Raw genomic sequence first — 21,857 nt, forward strand, 5'->3', positions numbered from 1 at the left:
ACTTCCTGTTTTTTATATTTGCAGGATAAAATATGTCGGAACAAATTCAGACATCAGCCATTACTGAACTACATCACACATGTATTAATCAATGGAAAGCCTCCGGAGTATCCTCTCAACATGATGGCTTTTATCGTCTCGTTGAAGAAAATCACGCGTTTAATTATCAACTTTGGCATGCGGAAGACCGTGCCCGTCGTGATGATATGGGCTCTGAATTTGTCCATCAGGCTAAACGTGAAATTGATCAATGCAATCAAGCGCGCAACAATCGTATGGAAGCCATGGATACTTGGCTTTTTAACCTGTTACAACCTGCAGCACATGCCCAATGCCCTGTGAACTCTGAATCCCCTGGAATGATCATTGATCGCTTATCCATCTTAGCTCTTAAGTCATACCACATGGCCTTACAGACTAAGCGTGAGGATGTAAATGAAGAACATCGCCGTAACTGCCACGAAAAACTAACGGTGATCCAGCAACAATTAGAACAATTGGCTTATTGTTTGGATACTTTTTTTGCGGAAATCTTAGCGAAAAAACGTACGTTTAGAGTTTATCATCAATTTAAAATGTATAACGATCCTACATTAAACCCTGAATTGTATGCTGCTCCCGCGGTGTAGATGATGAAGAATGGGTATCGTTTGGTACGAAGAAACGATAAACATTATGAAAGGAAAGATTTCTTCTAAGGGATGCAGGCGGAGATTTTTCAGTGCTCTCGCCTGATTCCCCTGCAGCCGGGGTTTTCATTGCCTCCGCCGCTGTTTTCTCTACGGCAACGGTTTCTTTCTTAGCCGCATTATCTTTACCTAAGCCACGTGCTAAAGCCCGGAGTGATAACACCGCTGAAAATACTGCTGCACTCGCAACAGTTAACATGAGCATCGGGGATGGACCATGTTCATGGTCTTGAGGATCGGTCTGTAAAAACGCTAAAGCAATTAAGGTTGCGAAATTATTTCCCTTGGAAATACCCGAAAAGAAGGAACGAAAAACCTCCAGCCATTCTTGGATTAACGACTTTTGCACGTCGGCGGGTTTACGCGCCTCAAAAAGCCATTGTTTTAAGGTTTCCGCAGAGGGTACTGTGCAATTATCAGCGCTTATATTATTTTGCAACTGTTCAAGCTGTTGTAGTGCTACATCCGCAACCGTATGCTTCTGGGTTTGCTCCTGCAAATAATGTTGGTGAGCATACAGCAAAAAAGCGGTAACACTGACAATCGACGCAATACCTGATGAAATAATGGCAATTAATAAGGCCGGTGGAAAAAGCGCTGTCCCCACACTAAATACAGAAGTGGCCATAAATAAAAAGCTGGTTAATACGCCATAGGCAAATAAACCATTTTTAACACCTAAGAAAAATACAGTGCCATAGCTTGCAGTCGTTTGTTCTTTTAATTCTTGTTGCAATAGACAAAATTGGGCAATTAAGCGGGATAGGTCATTTTTCATATCCTGAGAATCGGCATTCTCAGCACACCCTAACTTTCCATACGTTGTTTCTAATTCTTTAGCAACTAAGGCTAGCTTACAGCGCGTTTGCGTTGCTAAGAGTTCTCGTTGTGCCTCATATCCTTCATAAATACGAGAAGCAACACAAGCCACCGAGAAAATGATGGTGAATACCGCCATAACCGTAAATACTTCTGGAGTTAAAGCCGCCAAGCCGATTACACCGGCATACAAATAAAGGCTGTCGATTAGCCCACCTAAGGCACGTGCAAGCAAATCTAAACCACGCTCGATCAACGTTTGATATTGAATCTTGCTGGGGTCGTTTAAATAAGCCTCATGTTCTTCTTTAGTTAAGAAAGGCATGTTTTTATTATTGAGGCGCTTTAGGAGATCTTTATTTGCGTTCATTTTCTTTTTGCGCTGCTCTTCTGTCGAACGCTGGAGGAAACGATTAAGCGTTGCCAGCAGCCCTAAGGCTAATCCGACAGGAATAATAAAGGATTTTAAGTCGGCAAGGCCTAAAATAGCCATAATTTGAACGACACTTTTCCATCCCTTGTACGCATTTTTCATCCCTTTCATCATATCGCGAAAATAGGGCCAAGAGGCGGCAATAAAATATTTCATTTCATCGCGCTTGTCAGGGTCCTTATTTTTTTCTTTTTCAAAATAACTGGCGAAAAATGCAAAACCAACTAAAAACAGGGCTTCACTAATGAATAAGGCCATCCCTTGAGGAGAACATAAAACTCGGCGCATTAAATCAGGATCATTACTGCTGGAAATGCATACTTCAAAAAAGAATTTGAACATGCTGTAAGAAGAGCTGAGGGAATCAAAGACATTATAGACGTGATGAATTGTGCGATCTTTCTCTAGTTGCTGGGCTAGATGAACACATTGCGAATCGATAAGACCGGCAATGGCCAATAAGAACACGAATTCTTTATGCTTTTTCGACGAATCTTCTTCATTCTTAAGAGACATGCGTCACACACAAGGGCCATCAGTTAAGATTGAAAAGCATTATATTCTTTATTAACCTTGATGTCAATTATAAATCCAGCCTGAATCAAAAAGATACAAAATCGACGTCCATCGTTAATGATAACACAATCTTCTCCGGACAAAAAATATTTCATGAAACCCATTTACAGACTGTGACTTAGAGTGCAAACCTGCTACGATATTGCACCATGCGATTGAAACTTCTATACCTTTGTAATTTTTAGGTATATACAACTCAGGAACGAGGCTTAAATGAGAACAATATCTGCTCTCTTTATTTTTATGTCACTAATGACTGGACCCCTTATGGCAAAAGATGCAGTACATATTTATGGTTATGTGGAAAAAATTTCATTTCCAGGAAAAGACCTGGTCTTATCCGCAAAATTAGATACCGGAGCTAAATCCGCCTCATTAAACGCAACCAACATTACGGAAATAAACGTAAAAGGGGTCCCTTACTTACGCTTTACCGTACCAACCAAAACAGGGGACTTCATTTTCGAAGGGGAATATAAGGGGCGCGTAAAAATTAAAGTGCGTGCCGGTGAACATGACGGTTTATTACCCCACGAACCCATTAAACGCCCCGTCGTTTTACTGCCAATACAACTTGGAGATCAAGTTAAAACGATTAAAGTTAATTTAACCAACCGCAAACGTTTCAATTATCCTTTATTATTGGGTAGAGATGCTATTATTGCATTTAATGGTGCAATAGATCCTGCCTTGACTTTTACCGTTAAAACCCAGAGCAGTAAGAAATAATGAAAAATAATACGCGTCACGTTTATGGTCTTATCCTTACGTTGTTTATTTTAGGAACGGGAATCTTTTTGTATCGGCATCTCGTACTGGATGTGCCACTAACGGATACAGAAACCGTCAATAGTTGGATGGTGGAATCCAACTTGCGCTTTGTTGCGGACCCCAGCACCCCCATTAAGGCTAGTTTTAATATACCTTACTTACCTCCACACTTCGCCATTCTCGATGAATATTTTGTTTCACGAAACTATGGGGTAACCACCAACCTCAATGGTGACAACCGAGAAACCGTTTGGTCTATACGCCGTGCTCATGGCGCCCAGTCCTTATATTATCGAGCAATATTCCGACAAACGGATGCGAATGAATCTCCCATAGGCGCTCCCACCGCAATCAAGTCACAGCCATTGAATGAAAGCCAAAAATCGGCAGTTGAAACCATTACCAATCAGGTACGCCAATCCTCTGCAGATATTAAAACCTTCGCGCAAAGTACCGTTAAGGAACTGAATAAACAAGATGGAAATGCCAAGCTATTGGTCGGGAATGAATTCACGGATGAACAAATCGTTGAGGCCGCCATCTTAATTTTGAATCAATCGAAAATTTCTGCCATGCCAGTAAAAGGTATTTATTTAGCACAGCAAAATAAAGCCGAGTTGAAGTTCTTTTTAGCGGTATTTAATGGTAAAAACTGGATTTACATTAATCCTAAATCCGGTGGAGCCGGCTTGCCTAAAGACTTTCTCATCTGGCAATACGGTAATGAGCCTGTCTATGAAGTAACTGGCGGTAAAAAAGCTTTATTTAACATCACCGTATCGCCTACCCCAATTAACGCCCTAAGTATTGCTAAGTCCCGTGGTTTGCAGTCAGACTCGCAACTCTTACGTTTTTCGCTACTGCAACTTCCGGTAAACGTCCAAGCAATCTATAAAATTTTGCTTACGGTGCCGATTGGTGCCTTTATTATTCTAATTCTGCGTAATTTTATCGGCATTAAAACCTTTGGTACTTTCATGCCAGTATTAATTGCCTTAGCATTTAGAGAAACCCATGTCATTTGGGGAATCTGTTTGTTTGTCACCATTGTATCGTTTGGACTTTTAGCCCGCTTTTATCTGGATCAGCTGCGGCTACTCTTGGTACCGCGATTAGCCGCCATTCTTACCGTGGTCATTTTGCTGATGATATTTATTAGTGTGGTCAGCCAAAATCTTGGTTTAGATGCCGGTTTATCCGTAGCCCTCTTCCCCATGGTTATTTTAACTATGACCATTGAGCGCATGTGCATCACCTGGGATGAGCGCGGTGCATCTGAAGCCATCAAATCAGGCGCTGGAAGCTTATTTGCCGCAGTAATTTCCTATTGGGCAATGAGTTATGAACCGTTACAGTATTTAATTTTCGCGTTCCCAGAATTACTTTTAGTATTACTCGCGCTGATTTTATGGTTCGGCCAATATCGTGGCTATCGATTGTTTGAGTTAAAGCGCTTTAAAGTGCTTGCGAGAGAAAAATGATTAATTTGTTTCGCCGTTTAAAAAACCATGGGATATTAAGCATTAACCAACGGAATACTGATTTTGTATTACGTTATAATCCAAGAAAATTATTTCCCTTGGTTGATGACAAACTTAAGACTAAGAAATTAGCCTTACAAGCAGGGATTGCCGTTCCCCCCTTATATGAAATCATCGAAACCGAACAGCAAATTAAGTCGATTGAAACTTTGTTTGCACCCTACGATGATTTTGTAGTGAAGCCTGCCCGCGGGTCTGGCGGCGATGGTATTTTAGTATTTAAAGATAAGGTCTACGGACGTTATCGCCAAATCAATGGCAAACTAACTACAGCACAAGAACTAAGCTATCATTTATCCTGCTTATTATCTGGTGCTTATAGTCTGGGTGGTTCTTCTGACTATGCAATTATTGAAAAACGCGTGGTCGTTGATCCTGTCTTTGCCGAGGTCAGTTATGAAGGGATACCTGATATTCGTATTATTTCTTTACTAGGCTATCCGGCCATGGCGATGGTGCGCCTGCCCACACGCTTGTCTGGAGGTAAAGCCAATCTACACCAAGGGGCTATAGGCGTTGGCGTGGACTTAGCCACCGGAAAAACCTTAGGCGGAGTATTTCATAATGACACCATCGATTATCACCCAGACACCCTAAACCCGATTGTCGGCATCGAAGTACCCTATTGGAATAAAATATTAGAAATTGCTTCCAGCTGCTATGATTTAACCGGCCTCGGTTATCTTGGCGTGGATATTGTACTTGATAAAGACCAGGGACCCTTAATGCTGGAGCTGAATGCACGCCCAGGATTAAACATCCAGATTGCGAATCGCGAAGGGGGGCTCAAACGCTATCGCACCATTGAAGCCCATCAAAAAGAACATCCTAATGAGTCTGTAGCAGAAAAAGTGGCCTTTAGTCGCCGAATGTTTGCTCGTGGTGAATAGAATTAACGCGCCCTAGGGTTTTTCACCCGTAAGCTGGGCTGGCTAAATATTACCTCCGATGCTGGCCTCTACTGCAGCCCAGCCTATCTCCAAAGGGCTTACAGGTTAAATCTTAATCCTGCCATCACGTCATAAGCCTGCCCACGTCCATTCAGATAAGTTTCACCAACCACTGTTCCATAAAGTGAAACTACTGGATTAATTTGAACGGTAGCACCGACATCCACAGAAAACCAAGTTCCTCTCAAAGATGAAGAGAATGGAACCCAGCCCTCTTCAGAGCTAAACTGAGTTCTGGATACTCCTTGCGACTCATAAGAAAAACTGGGCGTTAACCATAGAGTGGTTTTACCACGAGCTTCTTTTTCCGCCGTACTGAACTTATCCCAAACCAAGCGTGTCCCTAGGCGGGTAATGAACGAATTACTGCTATCAAAACGAACCCAAGAAGCCGCATCAAAACTACGAGTGCCTGGCAGGTTTTGATAAACCAATTGCCCTTCAGGCGCCACACTCCAATTATTCCACAAATGGAAGGGATAACCCGCCTCCAAAGAAACCGCATAACTTTGCGTATTTATCTGCTGGAGCCTCTGATATTGAGAATAGGCGTTAGGCTCAAAATAGCTCCCCTGGAATACACCATCAACATACCAGTCATTACTGCCAATATGAGTCCAATACAAACCAAAGCCATAGGAATCAAAATTGGCATTTCCAGCTTTCGTATGCGTATAGTGGCGAACGCTACTGTAGCCACCGCCCCCGGTGAGATAAAATCCAGCAAAGTCTCGTTGTCCTTGATCCTGTTCATAATGATACACATCAACCCCTGCTTGCACGGCATACAATTGATAATTGAAATTAGGGCCATGAGCCAGAATACCGCGATCATGCACGTTACCACCGCGATTAATAACACGTAGCCAGCCCCCATTCATGTAGGCTGTATTTTTATTTTGTGCTCGTGGATTATGTACTTGCTCTTCTGCCCCCACACGTTGGTGGAAAGTACCGAGCAAGGTGCGGTTATAATTTATTAAGTTTGAATAGATGGAGCTATATAAAGAAACCTCGGGACGATAATCCGGGATTGGATCATCACGTTTTTTAGAACGTAGATACCAATTTTCTAAACCTGTGTCATCAACGCTACCACGATAGAGACTGTACATATAAGGACCGGCCTCAGCTGGCTGCTCTAAATAAAATGCATCCACCGCCGTGCTGCCATCAACCGCATCAACTACTAAAATACCATTCTCGGTGGTAACCGCCCCCCTGCCCCCTGTATTGCGTACAATTAATCCGGTTGAACCCGTTGCAGAACCACCATTTACAATCACGAGCTGGTCTGAAGGGGAATTATCTTCTTGCAAAAAGGTATTGAACACTATAGTGCCATTTTGCCCCACGTAATCAGTGACCGTTAAGGTTTTATAGCCCGTAAATGGAAAAGAAAATTGGATAATGCTGTTTGCATTAGTAAGATTGGTTAAATTAGAAGAACCGGTCATATTCCAAAAAGAACTATTCTCCAAAAGTACCGTGGAAGTATCTCCCTCCATAGTCAATGCCGCCCCATTAAGAATCGAGTTATTCACAGTAATATTGGCTATCGTAGGATCGGCAAATAGCGTGTGTTGGGTTGCGGCAAATGATGTTGTAGGTGCCTTATGAGCCACCAAACCTAACCCATTGGTAATGCCCTCACCCTCCTCATTATCTAGAGGAGCTCCCACCGGAGAAATCCCCACCAGCCCCCCTGTATCACCCACAATTAACCAGTGCGTATTCCCAGTGACGGTAGTGCCATTAAGGTTAATGTTTGCCTCCCCACCAATAATCCCAATACCCGCAGCCTGATCGCTTGTCAATGAACCACCGTTAATAGTTACATTATTAAGATAACCTGCAGCGCTATTAATGATTAAGCCTAAAGCGGCTGCCCCATGAGCATGGGTATCCGTATCTATTGTATTAATCGTTCCCCCATTAAGCATCTCTAAGCCATGAGCTGCAAGACCGTTGGTTGTAATGGTGGAATTATGAAATTGCGCGACGGTAGAGAAGGGATCCTCAGAAGCAGCTTCCACATACGCACCACTAGCCCCTTCGCCTTGGGTAGTGATTTTAGCGTTATTTACGCTGAGCATGGCTCCAATTCGTGCAATCGCACCGTTCGCATTCAACCCCTCAGTGCTGATTGATGCCATAGAGACATTGAGCAAGGAACCCTCTTCAAGAGCATAAAGCCCTGCGGCGTTTTCCCCATGAGTAAGCACCGATAAATTGGATATATTGGCATGAGAATCCGCACGCGTTACCACACCGGAGCTTCCAGTTCCGAAGGTTTCTACATTTAAATTGTCACCAACAAAGGTACTGTATAAGCCGGTACTGCTAAAATTGATGTTACTGACACGAATACCGATGCCATTGCTGGGGCCAGCGGTTATAATTGTTGAGTTATTTAACGTCGACGTTGCTCCGGTTTGCGTATTCATTCCATAAGCTTGGACATTCATGCTGATGTTATTACCAACAAAGGTGCTAACATTAGAGTTCAGCACCCCGGAGCCACCGACACCATGGGTGAGAATGGAGACATTATCAAAAGAACCTTGAGCCCCAAGCTGCGTATTAATGCCATAAGCCCCCGCCCCATTGTTGCCAGGGTCTACACCACCTGAAGTTTCAATCTGCAGGTTACTCAATATTCCCGTAGCAAAATTTGCCAAAATGACCCCGCTAGAACCATTACCAAAAGTACGGATGGAAGCATTAGATAAGCGCACCATGGTGGATGTAGCGCGATGATTCGGGTTAGTTGCCCATAGCCCGTAAGAATAAGTGGAGCCTGTAGTAACAATGCTGATGGCCGAGCCAGCGAGACTGGTGAGATAAGCCAGATTTGAACTTGCATCAATATTGAAACCAAACGCGGTACCACTAGTCTGAATTTGAATATTAGGGCCGCCCAACTCAACGGTACCGTTTGTCACACTCACCGCATTAGAACTGGTAGTAATCGATGTATTACCCACAACAGTCGTAGTACCGCCTGATGATTGCACCACTGGAGATATTGGTCCAGGCCCTACATTCGCAGCAATAACGTAAGTGGGTAAGCAGGTAAGCGCGAGTATGGGTATTGATAAACCAACCTTAATAAAAAAAGAAGTCCCGATGCGAGAGGACATAGCAAATCCGTGCATAATAGCTCCATTATTATTACTATATTTAGTGAAAATAAAATAATAAAATTAGCTATTTAATGCAAGAGATTATTTTCTAAGGGTTCCTGACAAGGTAACTAAACCACTTCTGCGGAAATAAACAACTTTTAGCAATGGTAGCGTTAGATATTTTCAAGCAGAATACCCTGCAAGAACTCCTGGTCCAACAAAGGGCTCGGCACATGTGACCAAGTATAACGTTATGATCATCAAGGGAACGTTAATCGTGTGCATCCAAAAACGATTAATGGACAATGTCTAAACGCGCAGCATTATTCCCCCATCGGAGCAGAACTTAAAAATCAAAGAAGAGCAAAATAATGTATACAAGAGCGGATTTTGGCTTAAAACTGAAAGAATGGGTCAGAACTAAACAAGATGTTGCTGATATTGGAAATTGGGTATACTCGATATATTTAGATCATATTGAGGATATTGATAGGGAGTTCCGACATATATTAATAACATTAAACTATATGGAGGATGGTCCAGAATTTGCTTTATCCTATAAACGATTAGATGAAATTGCAGATGATTTGATCGCTGGAAAAAAAGATATAAATTTGGATTATTAATAACTCGACTTCGACATATATGAGATCAGAGAACTAATAAATCAGCGAGTTAATAGTTTCATCGGTATTATTTGCCAACGAAAGTACTGCATAGAAAATATCGATTAATAGGAAATATAATGCTGTTATTTGAAAAAGAACCCGTCAAAAAAGCCTTGCATCTTGATCGTTTTATGGATTTTATCAATGAAATAGTGCCTCTGTATGAAGAAGAAATCCCTCTAGAACTTATTGCCTTGCTTCCTTGGGATGAGCTGCAAAAAAGGCTCAGTGAATACATTAGTGCCGGCTTAGGTAATCTTACCGATTCTGCAGGCCAGCCACCAGGTGCTGTTTTTCCGAAAATACTCAAAGGCGTTTATTTCTGTCTGGGAGATTATTTTAGTATCCACGGTTCTTTGTATTACAACGAGGTAGATTGGGCGGCTAATGCTGCTTATGATTACAAGGACTCCAGCGAACTATTTATGCAGCTATGGAATGAATTAGTTTCACTGCAGTTGGATTTAAAAATCATTCTAGATCTAAGGTATATGTTTGCTGTATTTACCTCATTAAAAACTCTCCGAACAATCGATGGCATCAAAGATATTGCGAATGCAGTGATGGCTCTCGGCTATAGTGATGGAGATATATTAACTTTAGGATACTTCTCAGAACAGCAATTTCAGGAACACATCGAGATTGTGGATAATGGTGAATATGAGAATCCCTCTACAGCTCCAGTCGAAGTCCCCCGTCCCGTAGTACCACGCGGTGACTTATGGGACTATATGAGATCCTATTGCATGACGTTTATTCAAGAACAGGGACTTCAGGAGCGTTTTTGGGAGTTTGGAGGAGCGGAGGCGGAACGAATTAGCCATGAATTTAAAGAGCAGCTGATTCTCAATCGATGCCCATTGTGTCATGCCATTAAAAAGACACCACGAGCCAGATTGTGTTTAAAATGCGGTGAATTTACACCTCCAGTTGGGACCTAATTGAAATACGCCAACTTCAATACAGAGAAAAATCTTACCTAAGAGAGGATTATTATGGAGTTTCAATTGGTAATACAATTACTGGAAGAACCATATAATGATATTGATTTAATAGCAGATCTGGAAGATAAATTAGAGGGCTCGCTCATTGATGCAGAAGTTGATGGGCATGATATTGGTAACGGGGAAGTTAACATTTTCATTCATACCAATACCCCTGCGGATATCTTAAAAAGAGTAAAATCTATTTTAGAAGAAGAATGTTTTGATCTGGCACACGTCAAAATTGCTTATAGAAAATTTGACGCGGAAAATTACCTTCCTCTATGGCCTGACAATTTAGTGGAATTTGAGGTGAAATGATGAGCGATTACCCAAAGAAAGCGTCTCAATCCACACCACGAGCATGTTGAATAAACAGGCGTTTAATCGGCATAAAGGTATTACAAAAACCCAAGCCCAATCCTCGTAAAGTAACCATTGGCGTAAATGAATTACTAAATAAACGCTTAAATCCTTCCATCAGCGCGATCGTTTGCCAAACCGCATGCTTGCGTTCGCGTTGATAGGCTCCCAGAGCTTTTTTAGACACTAATTTGCCAGGTGCTGCATCCAAACACTGCAACCAGCTCTTAATATCCGCCAACCCGACATTTAAGCCCAAACCCGCCAAAGGGTGTATCGTATGCGCAGCATCACCCAGCAGCAACCAACGAGCACCGGTATACTGTTTCACATGGCGCATTTGCAAGGGGAATTGATGGCGCTTGCTGATTAAATGAGCCGAACCTAGTTTGCTGGCAAAGGCTTTGGTTAACTCTTCATTAAACTGCTCATCGCTGCATTCCATCAGTTTTTTAGCGCGCTCTGATTGGCTGGACCAAACAATGGAACATTCATGAGGATTTGCCAAGGGTAAAAAAGCTAAAGGACCATCGGGATTAAAGACTTGATATGCCGTATGTTGATGGGCTTTTTCAACAGCTACCGTCGCCACAATAGCCTGTTGTTGATAAGGCCAAGTGGTTAAGGCAACCTTGAGTTTGTGTCGTGCCGGTGAATTAGCACCATCGGCAACCATTAATAACTGTCCTTCCCAGCTCTGTTGCTGACTGGATACCTTAATGCTATGCGACTCCTCCTGCACGGCATCCACACAACAGCCAGGAAATAAATGAATTTCCGGATATTGCGCCACTTGCTGTAGTAAAGCCTGTTTCAGTATTGATTCTTCGATAATGGTACCTAAATGGGAACTGGCTACACACCGTGAATCAAAATCGATATGAGCGCCATTCACCCCATCCCAAACGTACATTTGACTGTAGGGCGACAGACGAGATGGTTCTAAATGCTGCCATGCCCCTAATTGCTGTAACAAGGTCTGTGAGGCTTGATTAATCGCATAAACTCGCATGTCGGTTTTACTAGTATCAACCCTTAATGAACCCGCATCAATCACAGCAATGCGATAACCCCGTTGCGCCATAGCAATGGCGGCAGTTAAACCAACAACCCCACCACCAATGATTAGTACGTTAAACTGCAAATTCATTTTATTTACCTCTAGGCTTATGCCTCATGTTCGTTTAACGCAATCTCACAGACTAAATCGGGAACCACGCCACCAAATCCACGAGCATAGCGAGCTAAAAGACCTTTTAAGCTAGGAATATTATCCAGCGCAACTAAGCCTAAACCCCGTGCAATCCCTAAACCCGGCAAGCGACTGGTAAATAAATTAATTAGACCATCGGTGAAGCGTGTAATGATGCGTTGATCATGGGCGCGTAGTTGCACGTATTGCGCCAGCATCTCTGTATTTAAGCCATGCTTTGCAATACATTGCGCCAAAGTAGCCACGTCTCGAAGACCTAGATTAAATCCTTGGCCAGCAACTGGGTGTAGGGTATGCGCGGCATTTCCCACAAAAACTACGGATTCTTTAACTTGTTGCGGCATCAACACTTGCTGTAAAGGAAAAGACGAGCGCTTGCCGGTTTTGGTAAAGCGACCCAGGCGGTAACCAAAAGTTTGTTGCAACTCGTGTAAAAATTCAGCATCAGATAATTCCAGCAATTGGCTGGCTTCTTGGGCAGGCACCGCCCATACTAAAGACATTCTATTTTCTTGCATGGGCAATAGCGCCAAGGGGCCATGAACGGTGAAACGTTCATAAGCACGTCCGGCATGCGGCTGGCTCAAACCAATATTGGCAACAATGCCTTGTTGTCCATACAATTTTGTTTGTGAAGGCAAACCACAGAAACGCCGTACGGCAGAATGAGTACCGTCTGCGGCAACAATTAAACGCGCAGCAACATTGATTTGCCCCGCGCCAGTGTTAATCGTTACCGTCTTGTTATTGAGGTCCAGAGATTCAACCTTAGCAGGCGCTAAAATTTGCTGAGGGTCCAACAATTGATGTAGGGCACGATTGATGTATTGCATTTCCACCACATGACCTAAAGGCGCATCCACTTCACCATGCAAACGCGACGCGCCAAAATGCGCTTGATCCGAAACATGAATCATCTCGATGGGCGTTGCCTGCGCCTGCACATGCTCCCAGACACCAAGCATGGTTAAAATACGCTGACTCGCGGGAGACAGCGCCAAAGAACGCGCATCAAAATCAGGATTGATTTTATGTTCTAAGGCATGGGTATCCACTAACAAACAACTGTGCCCCAACCCTTGCAACGCTAACATTAACGTGGCTCCAGTCAAGCCCCCGCCAATAATCAGAATATCTATTTCTTTACTAGTCACGCATTAATGCCTCAATGTCTGCTACATCAACAGGTAATGCTCCGGTCAAAACTTCATGACCCGTAGCAGTTACTGCCACATCATCTTCGATACGTATGCCAATACCCCACCAACGCTTATCTACACCCGGGGTATTCGAGCTAATATATAGGCCAGGCTCCACCGTTAGTACCATGCCAGGCACCAGTGGACGCCACTCACCTTCTATTTTATAAAGACCACTATCGTGCACATCTAAGCCAAGCCAATGCCCGGAGTTATGCATATAGAAAGGTCGGAAGGCTTCCTGCTTAATTAACTCATCAACATCACCCTGCAAAATCCCCAGTTCGCACAAACCTTCGGTTAAAATACGAATAATGATCTGTTGCACTCCATTCCAAGGAGCTCCTGGTTTGACTGCTGCAATACCGGCTTTTTGCGATTTAAGGACGAGTTCATAAATACTTTTTTGCTCTGGACTAAATCTGCCACTAACAGGGAAGGTGCGGGTAATGTCAGCAGCATAATTTTCATATTCGCCCCCAGCATCAATCAACACCAAATCCCCCGCATTTAAAGGATGATTATTGTCGGTGTAATGCAACACACAGGCATTTTCCCCCCCGCCGACAATCGGATCATAGGCCACACTACGACAACCCTGGCGGCTAAACTCATAAATCAATTCGGCTTCGAGTTGGTATTCATGGCCTACCTCTTTGCATTGGCGCATTGCACGCAGGTGAGCATCTACGGAAATACGGGCCGCTTCGCGCATTAAATCCAGCTCCGCCTCACTTTTAATTAGGCGCATTTCACCTAAAAGAGGCTCTAAATCGCACAGACAATTAGGTGCCTTAACTCCTCGACGCACCTGATCTTTAAGGACGGATAAGGAATCCATAACCAATTGCTCTAACTCCGCATTACGAGCAAAAGAATAATAAACAGCGGATTTACCGCTGAATAAAGTCGGTAGCTCGTGAGCCACATCCTCTATAGAATAAGCCTGTTGCATTCCCAGCTCGTCTACCGCGCCTTGTTGCCCCAGGCGTCTGCCGGTCCATTGTTCTGCACCAGGATTGCGGGGTCGGTTAAAAAGAATGCTTTGGCCTTCTTGGCCCGCAATCAGCACTAATATGGCATCCGGTTCATTAAAGCCGGTGAGATAATAAAAATTACTGTCCTGGCGAAAACGATAATGCGCATCCCCATTGCGTAACTGTTCATGTGCGGCGATAACAATCGCAACACTGCCTTCGGGTAGTTGCTGCGCTAATTTATTTCTTCTTGCCTGATATTCTTGCTGAGTAATCATACCAACATCCTTATTAATGGGTTACACCACGATCTCGTTCATTCATCATTAAATCACCGTGCAAACGAATTACCGCCATCCGCGCGTATTCGCTGACTTCCATCAATGCACGTTCATCTTCTTCGCCTACATCCAAAGTATCACAATCCAATTCGGCAAATTCAAGCATATGTTGTAAGGCTTCTTGAGCCTCATCTTCGTTGAACTGATCGCTGCCAATTCCGCACAAGGACAATGCCTGGGTGAAACCTTCACACCATTCACTGAAAGCCGCCGCACGTTGCAACAAAGACTCGTCCTCATGAGGAAGCATCATTTGAAAATTAAAATCAAAATGGGTAATTTGTTGTTGGCTGATGGAGAACACTGAGAATAAGGCCAACAAAGCACTGCGGCTTTGTTCATCTTTTTTATTATTCAACAAGGCACGTAAATAGACCTCGCCTTGTAAATCCTGTCCGGCGCAAAGATAGCCACACATCATTCCATGCAATGAACTGGCAGAAACCGGCAATGATAAAAAGGAAATCGCATCAACAAAATGATCGTACTCAGGTAGGGTCCAATGCTCATTTTCAGCAGACATAATTAACTCATCTATAAAAAAATGCCTCATGATAACCGATTTGGCGCAGCGGTTCACCTCAGTATTTGCTGCTTGCAAGCAAAATTGCTACTATTTACTACAAACCGCTAGCAATTCAAAGGCCGAATTATGACCCAAACAAAATCATGCTCTATTAAGTTACTCAATAAATCCTATGAAATTAAATGCCCAGAGGGTGAAGAAGCCAATTTAGTGCTCGCTGCTCAAAAGCTTAATAATCAAATCATGCTTAATAAAAAGAAGGCAAAACAACTGGATGATTTCCATACATTGTTGTTGGCAGCCCTTGATATTAGTCATGAATTAGTGATGTGCAAAAACGAGCAGGCGCAACAACACCATCAAGTCACTCAATTTATTACGTCTTTAGAACATAAAATTAATAAAATGGTAAATGGCGACATAGAACGCGTTTCCGAAACGGAGTAGCCGGTATGTCGGCGGTGTAGATTAGGCTTATGGCTCCATAGCCAAAACTACGCCGTCATGGATCGGACGCCTATAAATTAAAAGGAGTTAACGATGAGACGCCAATGGTATCTCGGTTTTGGTATCCTGTTATTGTTCACCCTAGCGATATTTAGCATGTTGAAAGATATACGCTGGTTTTTTGTGTTTCTCACTCCCATCATTATTCTATGGATTTATGATCTAACTCAAAAAAAACACACGATTTTGCGTAACTTCCCCGTACTCGGGCATGTGCGCTATTTTTTAGAATTTATCCGTCCGGAAATTCAACAATACTTTATCGCCACCGATGAAAGTGAGCTTCCCTATAACCGGGAAACTCGCTCCTTAATCTATGAACGGGCGAAAAACACCCGTGATACCATTCCCTTTGGAACAGAACGCGATATTTTGAGTGTTGGGTACACCTGGGCTTTGCATTCCCTAGCACCTAAACATTCCTCAGAAGTCGAGCCCCGCATTCAAGTCGGTGGTCCAGATTGCCTGCAACCTTATAGTGCTTCGCGACTTAATATTTCCGGCATGAGTTTTGGCGCCTTATCTGGAAAAGCAATTATGGCCATGAACAAGGGTGCTCTGCTCGGCGGCTTTTACCAAAGCACTGGTGAAGGCGGTTTAAGCCCTTATCATCTGCAAGGTGGTGACTTGGTTTTCCAAATCGGTACCGCCTATTTTGGTTGTCGCACGGCAGAGGGAGAATTTGACCCACAAGAATTTGCCGTCGAAGCAAGTCGTAATGAAGTAAAAATGATTGAAATCAAACTGTCTCAAGGCGCTAAACCATCTCATGGTGGAATTTTGCCGGCCGCAAAGCTTACGGAAGAAATTGCCCGGGCAAGAAAAGTCTCCATGGGTAAAGATGTCATGTCCCCCATTGCTCATACTGCATTTAGCACCCCTATTGGCTTATTAGAGTTTATTAAAAAATTACGGGAGCTCTCTGGAGGTAAACCTATAGGCTTTAAATTATGCGTAGGCCGCCGAGATGAGTTTTTTGCGATTTGTAAGGCGATGTTAGAAACGAAAATTATGCCTGACTTTATTACCGTGGATGGCGCAGAAGGCGGTACTGGAGCAGCTCCAGTAGAATATACGAACTTTATAGGCACACCCTTGGAGGCAGGCTTAGTCTTTGTTCATAATGCCTTAGTAGGTATTGGGGTTCGTGATAAAATTCGGATTATTTGCAGTGGTAAGGTAGCCAATGGCTTTGACATGCTCACCAATCTGGCTCTTGGTGCGGATATGTGTAACGCAGCTAGAGCCATGATGCTCGCTACGGGATGCCTGCAAACCAAACAATGTAATGCCAATACCTGTCCCACCGGGATTACTACGCAAAATAAACGTTTGCAGTATGGTTTGGTAGTTGATGAAAAAAAACAGCGCGTTGCCAACTTCCATCACAATACGGTAAAAAGCTTTTTAGAGATGGTGGGGGCATTAGGCTTAGATAACCCGAGTGATTTACTACCTTCCCATGTTATGAGACGTACCGGGGTTGATGAGGTTAAAAGTTTTGAACAGATTTATGATTATTTAGAGCCAGGACAATTGTTGGGTGCAGATATTCCCGAAAGTTACAGGAACGATTGGGAAGCGGCTGACCCCAGGCATTTTTAAGAGGAAATCCGGTTGCCAGCAACCGGATTTCCTTTAATTAAGCTACATCATAACCACCTGCAACTGCGGTATAAACCTGCACGATACCATCAAGCAGCTGCGCTTTCGCTTGAATTAAACTCAACTTACTGCGTTGCAAATTGATTTTGGCATTACTCACCGTACGATAATCTTTCGCTCCCGACTTATATTGAGTTAAAGCCAAGGAGTAAGATCTTTGGGCGGCCCGATAGCCTTTCTTGGTTTGCAAATAAGCCAATCTATTCTTGTGCTCATTGGTCAGGGCATCATCAACATCCGCAAAGGCACCGCGTAGTGTTTCTAAATAAGTGTAATACGTTGTTTTAAAACCAGCTTTTGCTGCTTTAATGTTTTGATAGGCACTCGGATTAAAAACTTTCATTGAAGCAACAGCCTGAGCGACCCACAAATTAGTACTTATTTTTAAAAGATTGGTTAAATCCAACGAAGCCTTACCCACTAAACCAGTCAAACTAATCGTCGGGAAAAACTCCGCATAGGTCCCTCCAATTTGGGCATAAGACATTTTGACATTATTGGTGGCAATCATAATGTCAGGGCGATTTTTTAAAACCGACGAAGGCAGCTGTTGGGGGATAAGATGCTTTATCTTAAGTGCCAATAAGCTGCGCTGCGTTTGCACCGGCCCCGGATTTTGGTTCAATAACAATTGAATCGTATTTTCACTTTGAGCAATAACTCCCTCAATCTGGGGAATCCTCGTTTCTTCTTGTGCTAATTGCTGGTCAATACTGGTTAGGGTTTCTAAATCACTGGCACCTTTGCGGAAACGTACCTGCTCCAGTTGTCGCAATTTCTTTAATTCGTCAGTTAATACCCGCTCCACCGCCAACTGCTCACGCTGGCTCAAGAGCATCAAATAGGCGCCACTCATTTGGCTAATGATGCTTAATTTGGTTGACTGCATCTGGGCTTGCTGTATCGCAAGAGAGGCCTTCGCCGAGTTAACATTGCTAATATTGCTTAAGGCATTCACCGTATAACTCGGTGCAAAACCTGCATAATAGCCTCTAAATCTTGGTCTGGGGAAATTGGCAAAAAATGGGTTATTGGCCAATTGGCTACTGGGTGTAATATGAGGATTCCACGTGCCCCCCGTAAAACCGCTGGCACTGGCATCAAAAGTGGGAATCCAGGCATATTGGGCCGCCTTCAGTTGGGCTTGTGCTTGTTCAATGGTTGCGTAAGAGCCTTTAATACTGTCATTGCTTCTTAATGCCTGCACAATGAGCTGCGTCAACTGCGGATCCTTCATCTTGTTCCACCAGGCAACCCGATTTAACTCCGTCTTATCTGGGACATATTTAATGCCGCTACGGGTACTTTTTGGATAGCTCACTTGTTCATTGACTTTGCAGTCTTTGCAGCAGCCTGTGAGCAAAATACTCACTACCGTGCAAAAAATCATCGTTTGTTTCATTAGGGTATGTCCTAAAATAGTACTGCCTCATAGAGACCCAGCTGAGCTAGGTATCTCGTGTTTAGTTTGCATTTCACTCCGAACTTATGGATGCCGCGGAAATTCGGGCGAGTTATTGGCAATAAAACTTAAGCCTAATCGAAAAGGCATCCACTCACGGATTTTAATCAAGTTTGGTTCTAAATATTTTTCCGGTTAAGAAAACTAAGACCACCGCGATCAGAATAATCGGTAAAATATTCGGACCAATCTGGGTTATCGTATTGCCTTTCAATAAAATGCCCCGAGTTATTCGCGTAAAATAAGTCATCGGCATGCACGCCCCTATTACTTGGGCCCAACCTGGCATGCCATAAAAAGAAAAAATATAGCCCGATAAAAACATCGAGGGTAATTGATAAAACACACTGAGCTGCATCGCTTGCATGGGTGTGCTCGCCAGAGTAGAAAAAATCATTCCTACCATTAAGTTGGCGATAATAAAGGGGGCTGCGGCAATATAAAGTAATAAAACACTGCCTTCCGTCGGAATATCAATGAGCAACTTGCCAAAAACTAAAATACTGGTTAATTGCAAATACCCTAAAACGATATAAGGTATCACTTTACCGAGAATAATCTCGGTTGGTTTTAAAGGGGTACTTAATAGCATTTCCATTGTACCGGCTTCTTTTTCCGAAGTAATGGCGGTGGACGTCAGCATGACCATGGTCAGGGTCAGCAATACCCCGATAAGCCCGGGAACAATGTTATAAGAACTAATGTTGGCTTCGTTATAGAGGCGATGGATGGTGAGGTTCACACTGCGTGACGATTTAATCGGTGAAGGTGCCCCTAGACCTTGTTTATTGAAGGTGTTTAGTGTTTGATTCAGAATGGGCAACGCATTACCCAGCGCACTGGCACTGCTTCCCGGATCAGAACCATCAATTTCCACCAACAATTGCGGGTTTTCGTTACGAATGTATTTACGGGTAAAATTAGGCGGAATGGTAAAAGCCAAGCTAATGTTACCGTTAGCAAAATCCTGGTCTTTTTCAAACTCGCTGGATTCTTTAGTTTGTACTTTAAAATAACCAGAGGCCTCAAGCCCACTCACATAACTGCGCGTTAAGGGCGTGTTATCATAACTAATAACAGTGGTAGGTAAATGCTTGGGGTCAAACTCAATGGCAAAGCCAAAAAGAATAAGCAACATAATAGGTAAAATGACAAGCATGGCAATGGTGCCGCGATCACGAGTAATTAAAATAAATTCTTTGCGGATTAAGCCTGTTAGACGCGTTAGAGAAATACCCTGAACATGTATCCACCTCATCGCATTAACCCAATAAAAACCTCTTCAAAAGAGGGCGTGACTTCTTTAAAGGAGACCTCGGGATGCTCCTCGATTAGCTTGCGTAAGGATTGGTGATTTCTGGAAGAAATCCGTAACTCATTATTCACAATGGAAACCAATACATCAGGATAGCCGCCATTAATTTTTTCCATTAATGAACTTTGTTCCTCGCGGGTTATCTCCGGTACATAGGTTTTAACATGGGATGCTGGAACCAAGTCCTTGGTGCGGCCAGCATACAATAATTTCCCCATATTGATGTAAGCCAAATCGGTGCACTTTTCCGCCTCGTCCATATAATGAGTAGTCACCAAAATCGTGGTGCCATCACGTGAGGAAATCTTATGCAAGTAATCCCAAAACTCTTTCCGCGCCTTAGGATCGACCCCGGCCGTAGGCTCATCTAAAAAAAGCATCTGTGGTTTATGCAGTAAACTACAAGCCAAAGCCAAACGCTGTTTCCAACCACCGGATAAGTTGCCTGCCTGTACTTTTCGATAACGCTCCAGCTCCAAATCGTCGATCATTTCCTCAATGGCTTGCTTGGCATTTTTTACTTGGAAAATATCGGCGACAAAACGTAGATTTTCATAAACTGTCAAACCGGTATAAAAACTAAACTTTTGCGGCATGTAGCCGGTGTGTTTTTTGATTTCATCACTTTGGGTGCGAATGTCATAACCTAAGCAATAACCAGAGCCATCCGTAGGTGATAGTAAACCACAAATCATGCGGATAGTGGTCGTCTTTCCACTGCCATTGGAGCCAAGAAAGCCAAATATAGCCCCCTTTTCTACTTGTATAGAGATATGATCTACTGCCAGTTTTTTGTCGAACTCTTTGGTTAAATTGGTTACGTCAATGGCAAACTCACTCATCAGCTAATTCCAAAGTAACTGGCTGCCCAAGGTGTATTTTCTCTAAGTCGGGAGCATCAATTTTTACCTCGACACGAAAGACTAAACGCTGGCGCTCTTCACGTGAATAAATAATAGGGGGCGTATATTCAGCAATGTTGGAAATATAGAAAATGTGCCCTGTCGCAAAATGGTCATTGGCATTCGTTTTCATCTTAATTTTTTGGTTAAGCCGTAAGTGGTTTAATTGCGTCTCAGGAACAAAAAAAATCGCCTTAATATTATCTTTAGTAATCAAAGAAAGGACTGGATACCCTGCTTGTACAAACTCACCGCGGGTATAGTAAGTATCAAAGATAATGCCACGGTCGGTAGCAAAATTTTCTTTGCGGGTAAGTTGCCATTTATTATCGGCCGTATCCACTTGGCTGCTGTTAATTTTGGCATCAAGATCCGCCAATTGTTTCTTGGAAACCGTTAAATCCCTTTGCGCCGCATCCACATCATTTTGGCTGGCAGCATTTTGTTTACGCATAGCGACGATACGGCGATAACTCACTTCATTATAATGGATTTGACTTAAGGTTTGTTCGCGTTGCGCTTGTAGTGCTTGCTTGTTTAACTCACTCATCTCGACGCGATAAAGCTCGCTGGTTTGTTCCAGCTTAAATAGAAATTGGTCCTTGGGAACGAATTGGCCTCGAAGTACGGCAAGCTCAGCAAGCCGTCCGCCAAAATCGGCAGATAAGTAAACCAGATCGGCATCAACATAACCGTTAAACAAGTTCTCTTCTTTTTTGCAAGCCGTTACTGATAGAAAAATCAGCCCTAAGAACCACAACTTCCGCATGTCATACCCATCCTGAGTTTTATTGCTTCGCCGCAATTTTAAGCTTTCTATCATATGCTT

The 21,857-nt window shown here is 43.2% G+C and carries 19 protein-coding genes; 9 read left to right on the plus strand and 10 right to left on the minus strand.

Annotated elements, in window-relative coordinates; all coding sequences use genetic code 11:
- Positions 1-32 precede the first annotated feature (32 nt).
- Complete coding sequence (locus ACD661_RS08190) at positions 33-629, plus strand: DUF4254 domain-containing protein (RefSeq protein ID WP_400187376.1); 597 nt, start codon at positions 33-35, stop codon at positions 627-629.
- On the opposite strand, the gene ACD661_RS08195 is transcribed toward ACD661_RS08190, so the two are convergent.
- Positions 589-2,457 (minus strand): hypothetical protein, encoded by a 1,869-nt coding sequence (locus ACD661_RS08195; RefSeq protein ID WP_400187377.1) that lies wholly within the window; start codon positions 2,455-2,457, stop codon positions 589-591. The genes ACD661_RS08190 and ACD661_RS08195 overlap by 41 nt on opposite strands.
- A 327-nt stretch (positions 2,458-2,784) precedes the next feature.
- Between ACD661_RS08195 and ACD661_RS08200 the strand changes: the two genes are divergently transcribed.
- The 3 genes from ACD661_RS08200 to ACD661_RS08210 are packed head-to-tail and all read left to right on the plus strand — an operon-like array spanning position 2,785 to position 5,719.
- Positions 2,785-3,246, plus strand: coding sequence for an ATP-dependent zinc protease family protein (locus ACD661_RS08200; protein ID WP_400187378.1), 462 nt, complete (start codon positions 2,785-2,787; stop codon positions 3,244-3,246).
- Positions 3,246-4,769, plus strand: a complete 1,524-nt coding sequence (locus tag ACD661_RS08205) for an inactive transglutaminase family protein (RefSeq protein WP_400187379.1) — start codon at positions 3,246-3,248, stop codon at positions 4,767-4,769. Before ACD661_RS08200 ends, ACD661_RS08205 begins: the two co-directional genes overlap by 1 nt.
- Entirely contained in the window at positions 4,766-5,719 is a 954-nt protein-coding gene (locus ACD661_RS08210) for an alpha-L-glutamate ligase-like protein (protein WP_400187380.1), read from the plus strand. Before ACD661_RS08205 ends, ACD661_RS08210 begins: the two co-directional genes overlap by 4 nt.
- Positions 5,720-5,817: 98 nt before the next feature.
- Here ACD661_RS08210 and ACD661_RS08215 read toward each other — a convergent pair whose 3' ends face one another.
- Entirely contained in the window at positions 5,818-8,937 is a 3,120-nt protein-coding gene (locus ACD661_RS08215) for an autotransporter family protein (protein ID WP_400187381.1), read from the minus strand.
- Between the two features lie 341 nt (positions 8,938-9,278).
- Between ACD661_RS08215 and ACD661_RS08220 the strand changes: the two genes are divergently transcribed.
- The 3 genes from ACD661_RS08220 to ACD661_RS08230 all read left to right on the plus strand — a co-directional run bounded on the left by ACD661_RS08220 (position 9,279) and on the right by ACD661_RS08230 (position 10,879).
- Entirely contained in the window at positions 9,279-9,533 is a 255-nt protein-coding gene (locus tag ACD661_RS08220; protein WP_400187382.1) for a hypothetical protein, read from the plus strand.
- 119 nt (positions 9,534-9,652) lie between these two features.
- Complete coding sequence (locus ACD661_RS08225; RefSeq protein ID WP_400187383.1) at positions 9,653-10,516, plus strand: hypothetical protein; 864 nt, start codon at positions 9,653-9,655, stop codon at positions 10,514-10,516.
- Between the two features lie 54 nt (positions 10,517-10,570).
- Positions 10,571-10,879, plus strand: a complete 309-nt coding sequence (locus ACD661_RS08230) for a hypothetical protein (RefSeq protein WP_400187384.1) — start codon at positions 10,571-10,573, stop codon at positions 10,877-10,879.
- A 25-nt stretch (positions 10,880-10,904) separates the two neighbouring features.
- Here the strand turns inward: ACD661_RS08230 and ACD661_RS08235 are convergent, their stop codons facing one another.
- From ACD661_RS08235 to ACD661_RS08250, 4 genes are read right to left on the minus strand one after another with little or no spacing between them, the layout of a single operon-like run.
- The gene (locus ACD661_RS08235; RefSeq protein WP_400187385.1) at positions 10,905-12,071 is read right to left on the minus strand and encodes an FAD-dependent oxidoreductase; all 1,167 of its coding nucleotides are present in this window, start codon (positions 12,069-12,071) and stop codon (positions 10,905-10,907) included.
- 17 nt (positions 12,072-12,088) lie between these two features.
- Entirely contained in the window at positions 12,089-13,288 is a 1,200-nt protein-coding gene (gene ubiH, locus ACD661_RS08240; RefSeq protein WP_400187386.1) for a 2-octaprenyl-6-methoxyphenyl hydroxylase, read from the minus strand.
- Positions 13,281-14,588 carry a Xaa-Pro aminopeptidase gene (pepP, locus tag ACD661_RS08245; protein ID WP_400187387.1) on the minus strand — a complete coding sequence of 436 codons (1,308 nt, stop codon included), beginning with the start codon at positions 14,586-14,588 and terminating at the stop codon, positions 13,281-13,283. The genes ubiH and pepP overlap by 8 nt, the downstream gene beginning before the upstream one ends.
- Before the next feature lie 13 nt (positions 14,589-14,601).
- Positions 14,602-15,174 carry a UPF0149 family protein gene (locus ACD661_RS08250; protein WP_400187388.1) on the minus strand — a complete coding sequence of 191 codons (573 nt, stop codon included), beginning with the start codon at positions 15,172-15,174 and terminating at the stop codon, positions 14,602-14,604.
- Between the two features lie 129 nt (positions 15,175-15,303).
- Here ACD661_RS08250 and ACD661_RS08255 point away from each other — a divergent pair, with 129 nt between their 5' ends.
- Together ACD661_RS08255 and ACD661_RS08260 are read left to right on the plus strand one after the other, a co-directional pair.
- Complete coding sequence (locus tag ACD661_RS08255; protein ID WP_400187389.1) at positions 15,304-15,624, plus strand: cell division protein ZapA; 321 nt, start codon at positions 15,304-15,306, stop codon at positions 15,622-15,624.
- A 93-nt stretch (positions 15,625-15,717) separates the two neighbouring features.
- Complete coding sequence (locus tag ACD661_RS08260; RefSeq protein WP_400187390.1) at positions 15,718-17,289, plus strand: FMN-binding glutamate synthase family protein; 1,572 nt, start codon at positions 15,718-15,720, stop codon at positions 17,287-17,289.
- Between the two features lie 37 nt (positions 17,290-17,326).
- Here the strand turns inward: ACD661_RS08260 and ACD661_RS08265 are convergent, their stop codons facing one another.
- The 4 genes from ACD661_RS08265 to ACD661_RS08280 form a co-directional block, all read right to left on the minus strand.
- On the minus strand, positions 17,327-18,751 hold the full coding sequence (locus ACD661_RS08265) for a TolC family protein (protein WP_400187391.1): 1,425 nt from the start codon (positions 18,749-18,751) through the stop codon (positions 17,327-17,329).
- A gap of 163 nt (positions 18,752-18,914) precedes the next feature.
- Positions 18,915-20,069: an ABC transporter permease gene (locus ACD661_RS08270; RefSeq protein WP_400187392.1), complete on the minus strand. Its 1,155-nt coding sequence runs from the start codon at positions 20,067-20,069 to the stop codon at positions 18,915-18,917.
- The gene (locus tag ACD661_RS08275) at positions 20,066-20,968 is read right to left on the minus strand and encodes an ABC transporter ATP-binding protein (protein ID WP_400187393.1); all 903 of its coding nucleotides are present in this window, start codon (positions 20,966-20,968) and stop codon (positions 20,066-20,068) included. The genes ACD661_RS08270 and ACD661_RS08275 overlap by 4 nt, the downstream gene beginning before the upstream one ends.
- A complete protein-coding gene (locus ACD661_RS08280) occupies positions 20,961-21,797 on the minus strand; it encodes an HlyD family secretion protein (protein WP_400187394.1) in 837 nt (278 codons plus the stop codon). Before ACD661_RS08280 ends, ACD661_RS08275 begins: the two co-directional genes overlap by 8 nt.
- Positions 21,798-21,857 lie beyond the last annotated feature (60 nt).

This window comes from Legionella lytica (genome assembly GCF_044626755.1).
Taxonomy (GTDB): Bacteria; Pseudomonadota; Gammaproteobacteria; order Legionellales; family Legionellaceae; genus Legionella; species Legionella lytica_A.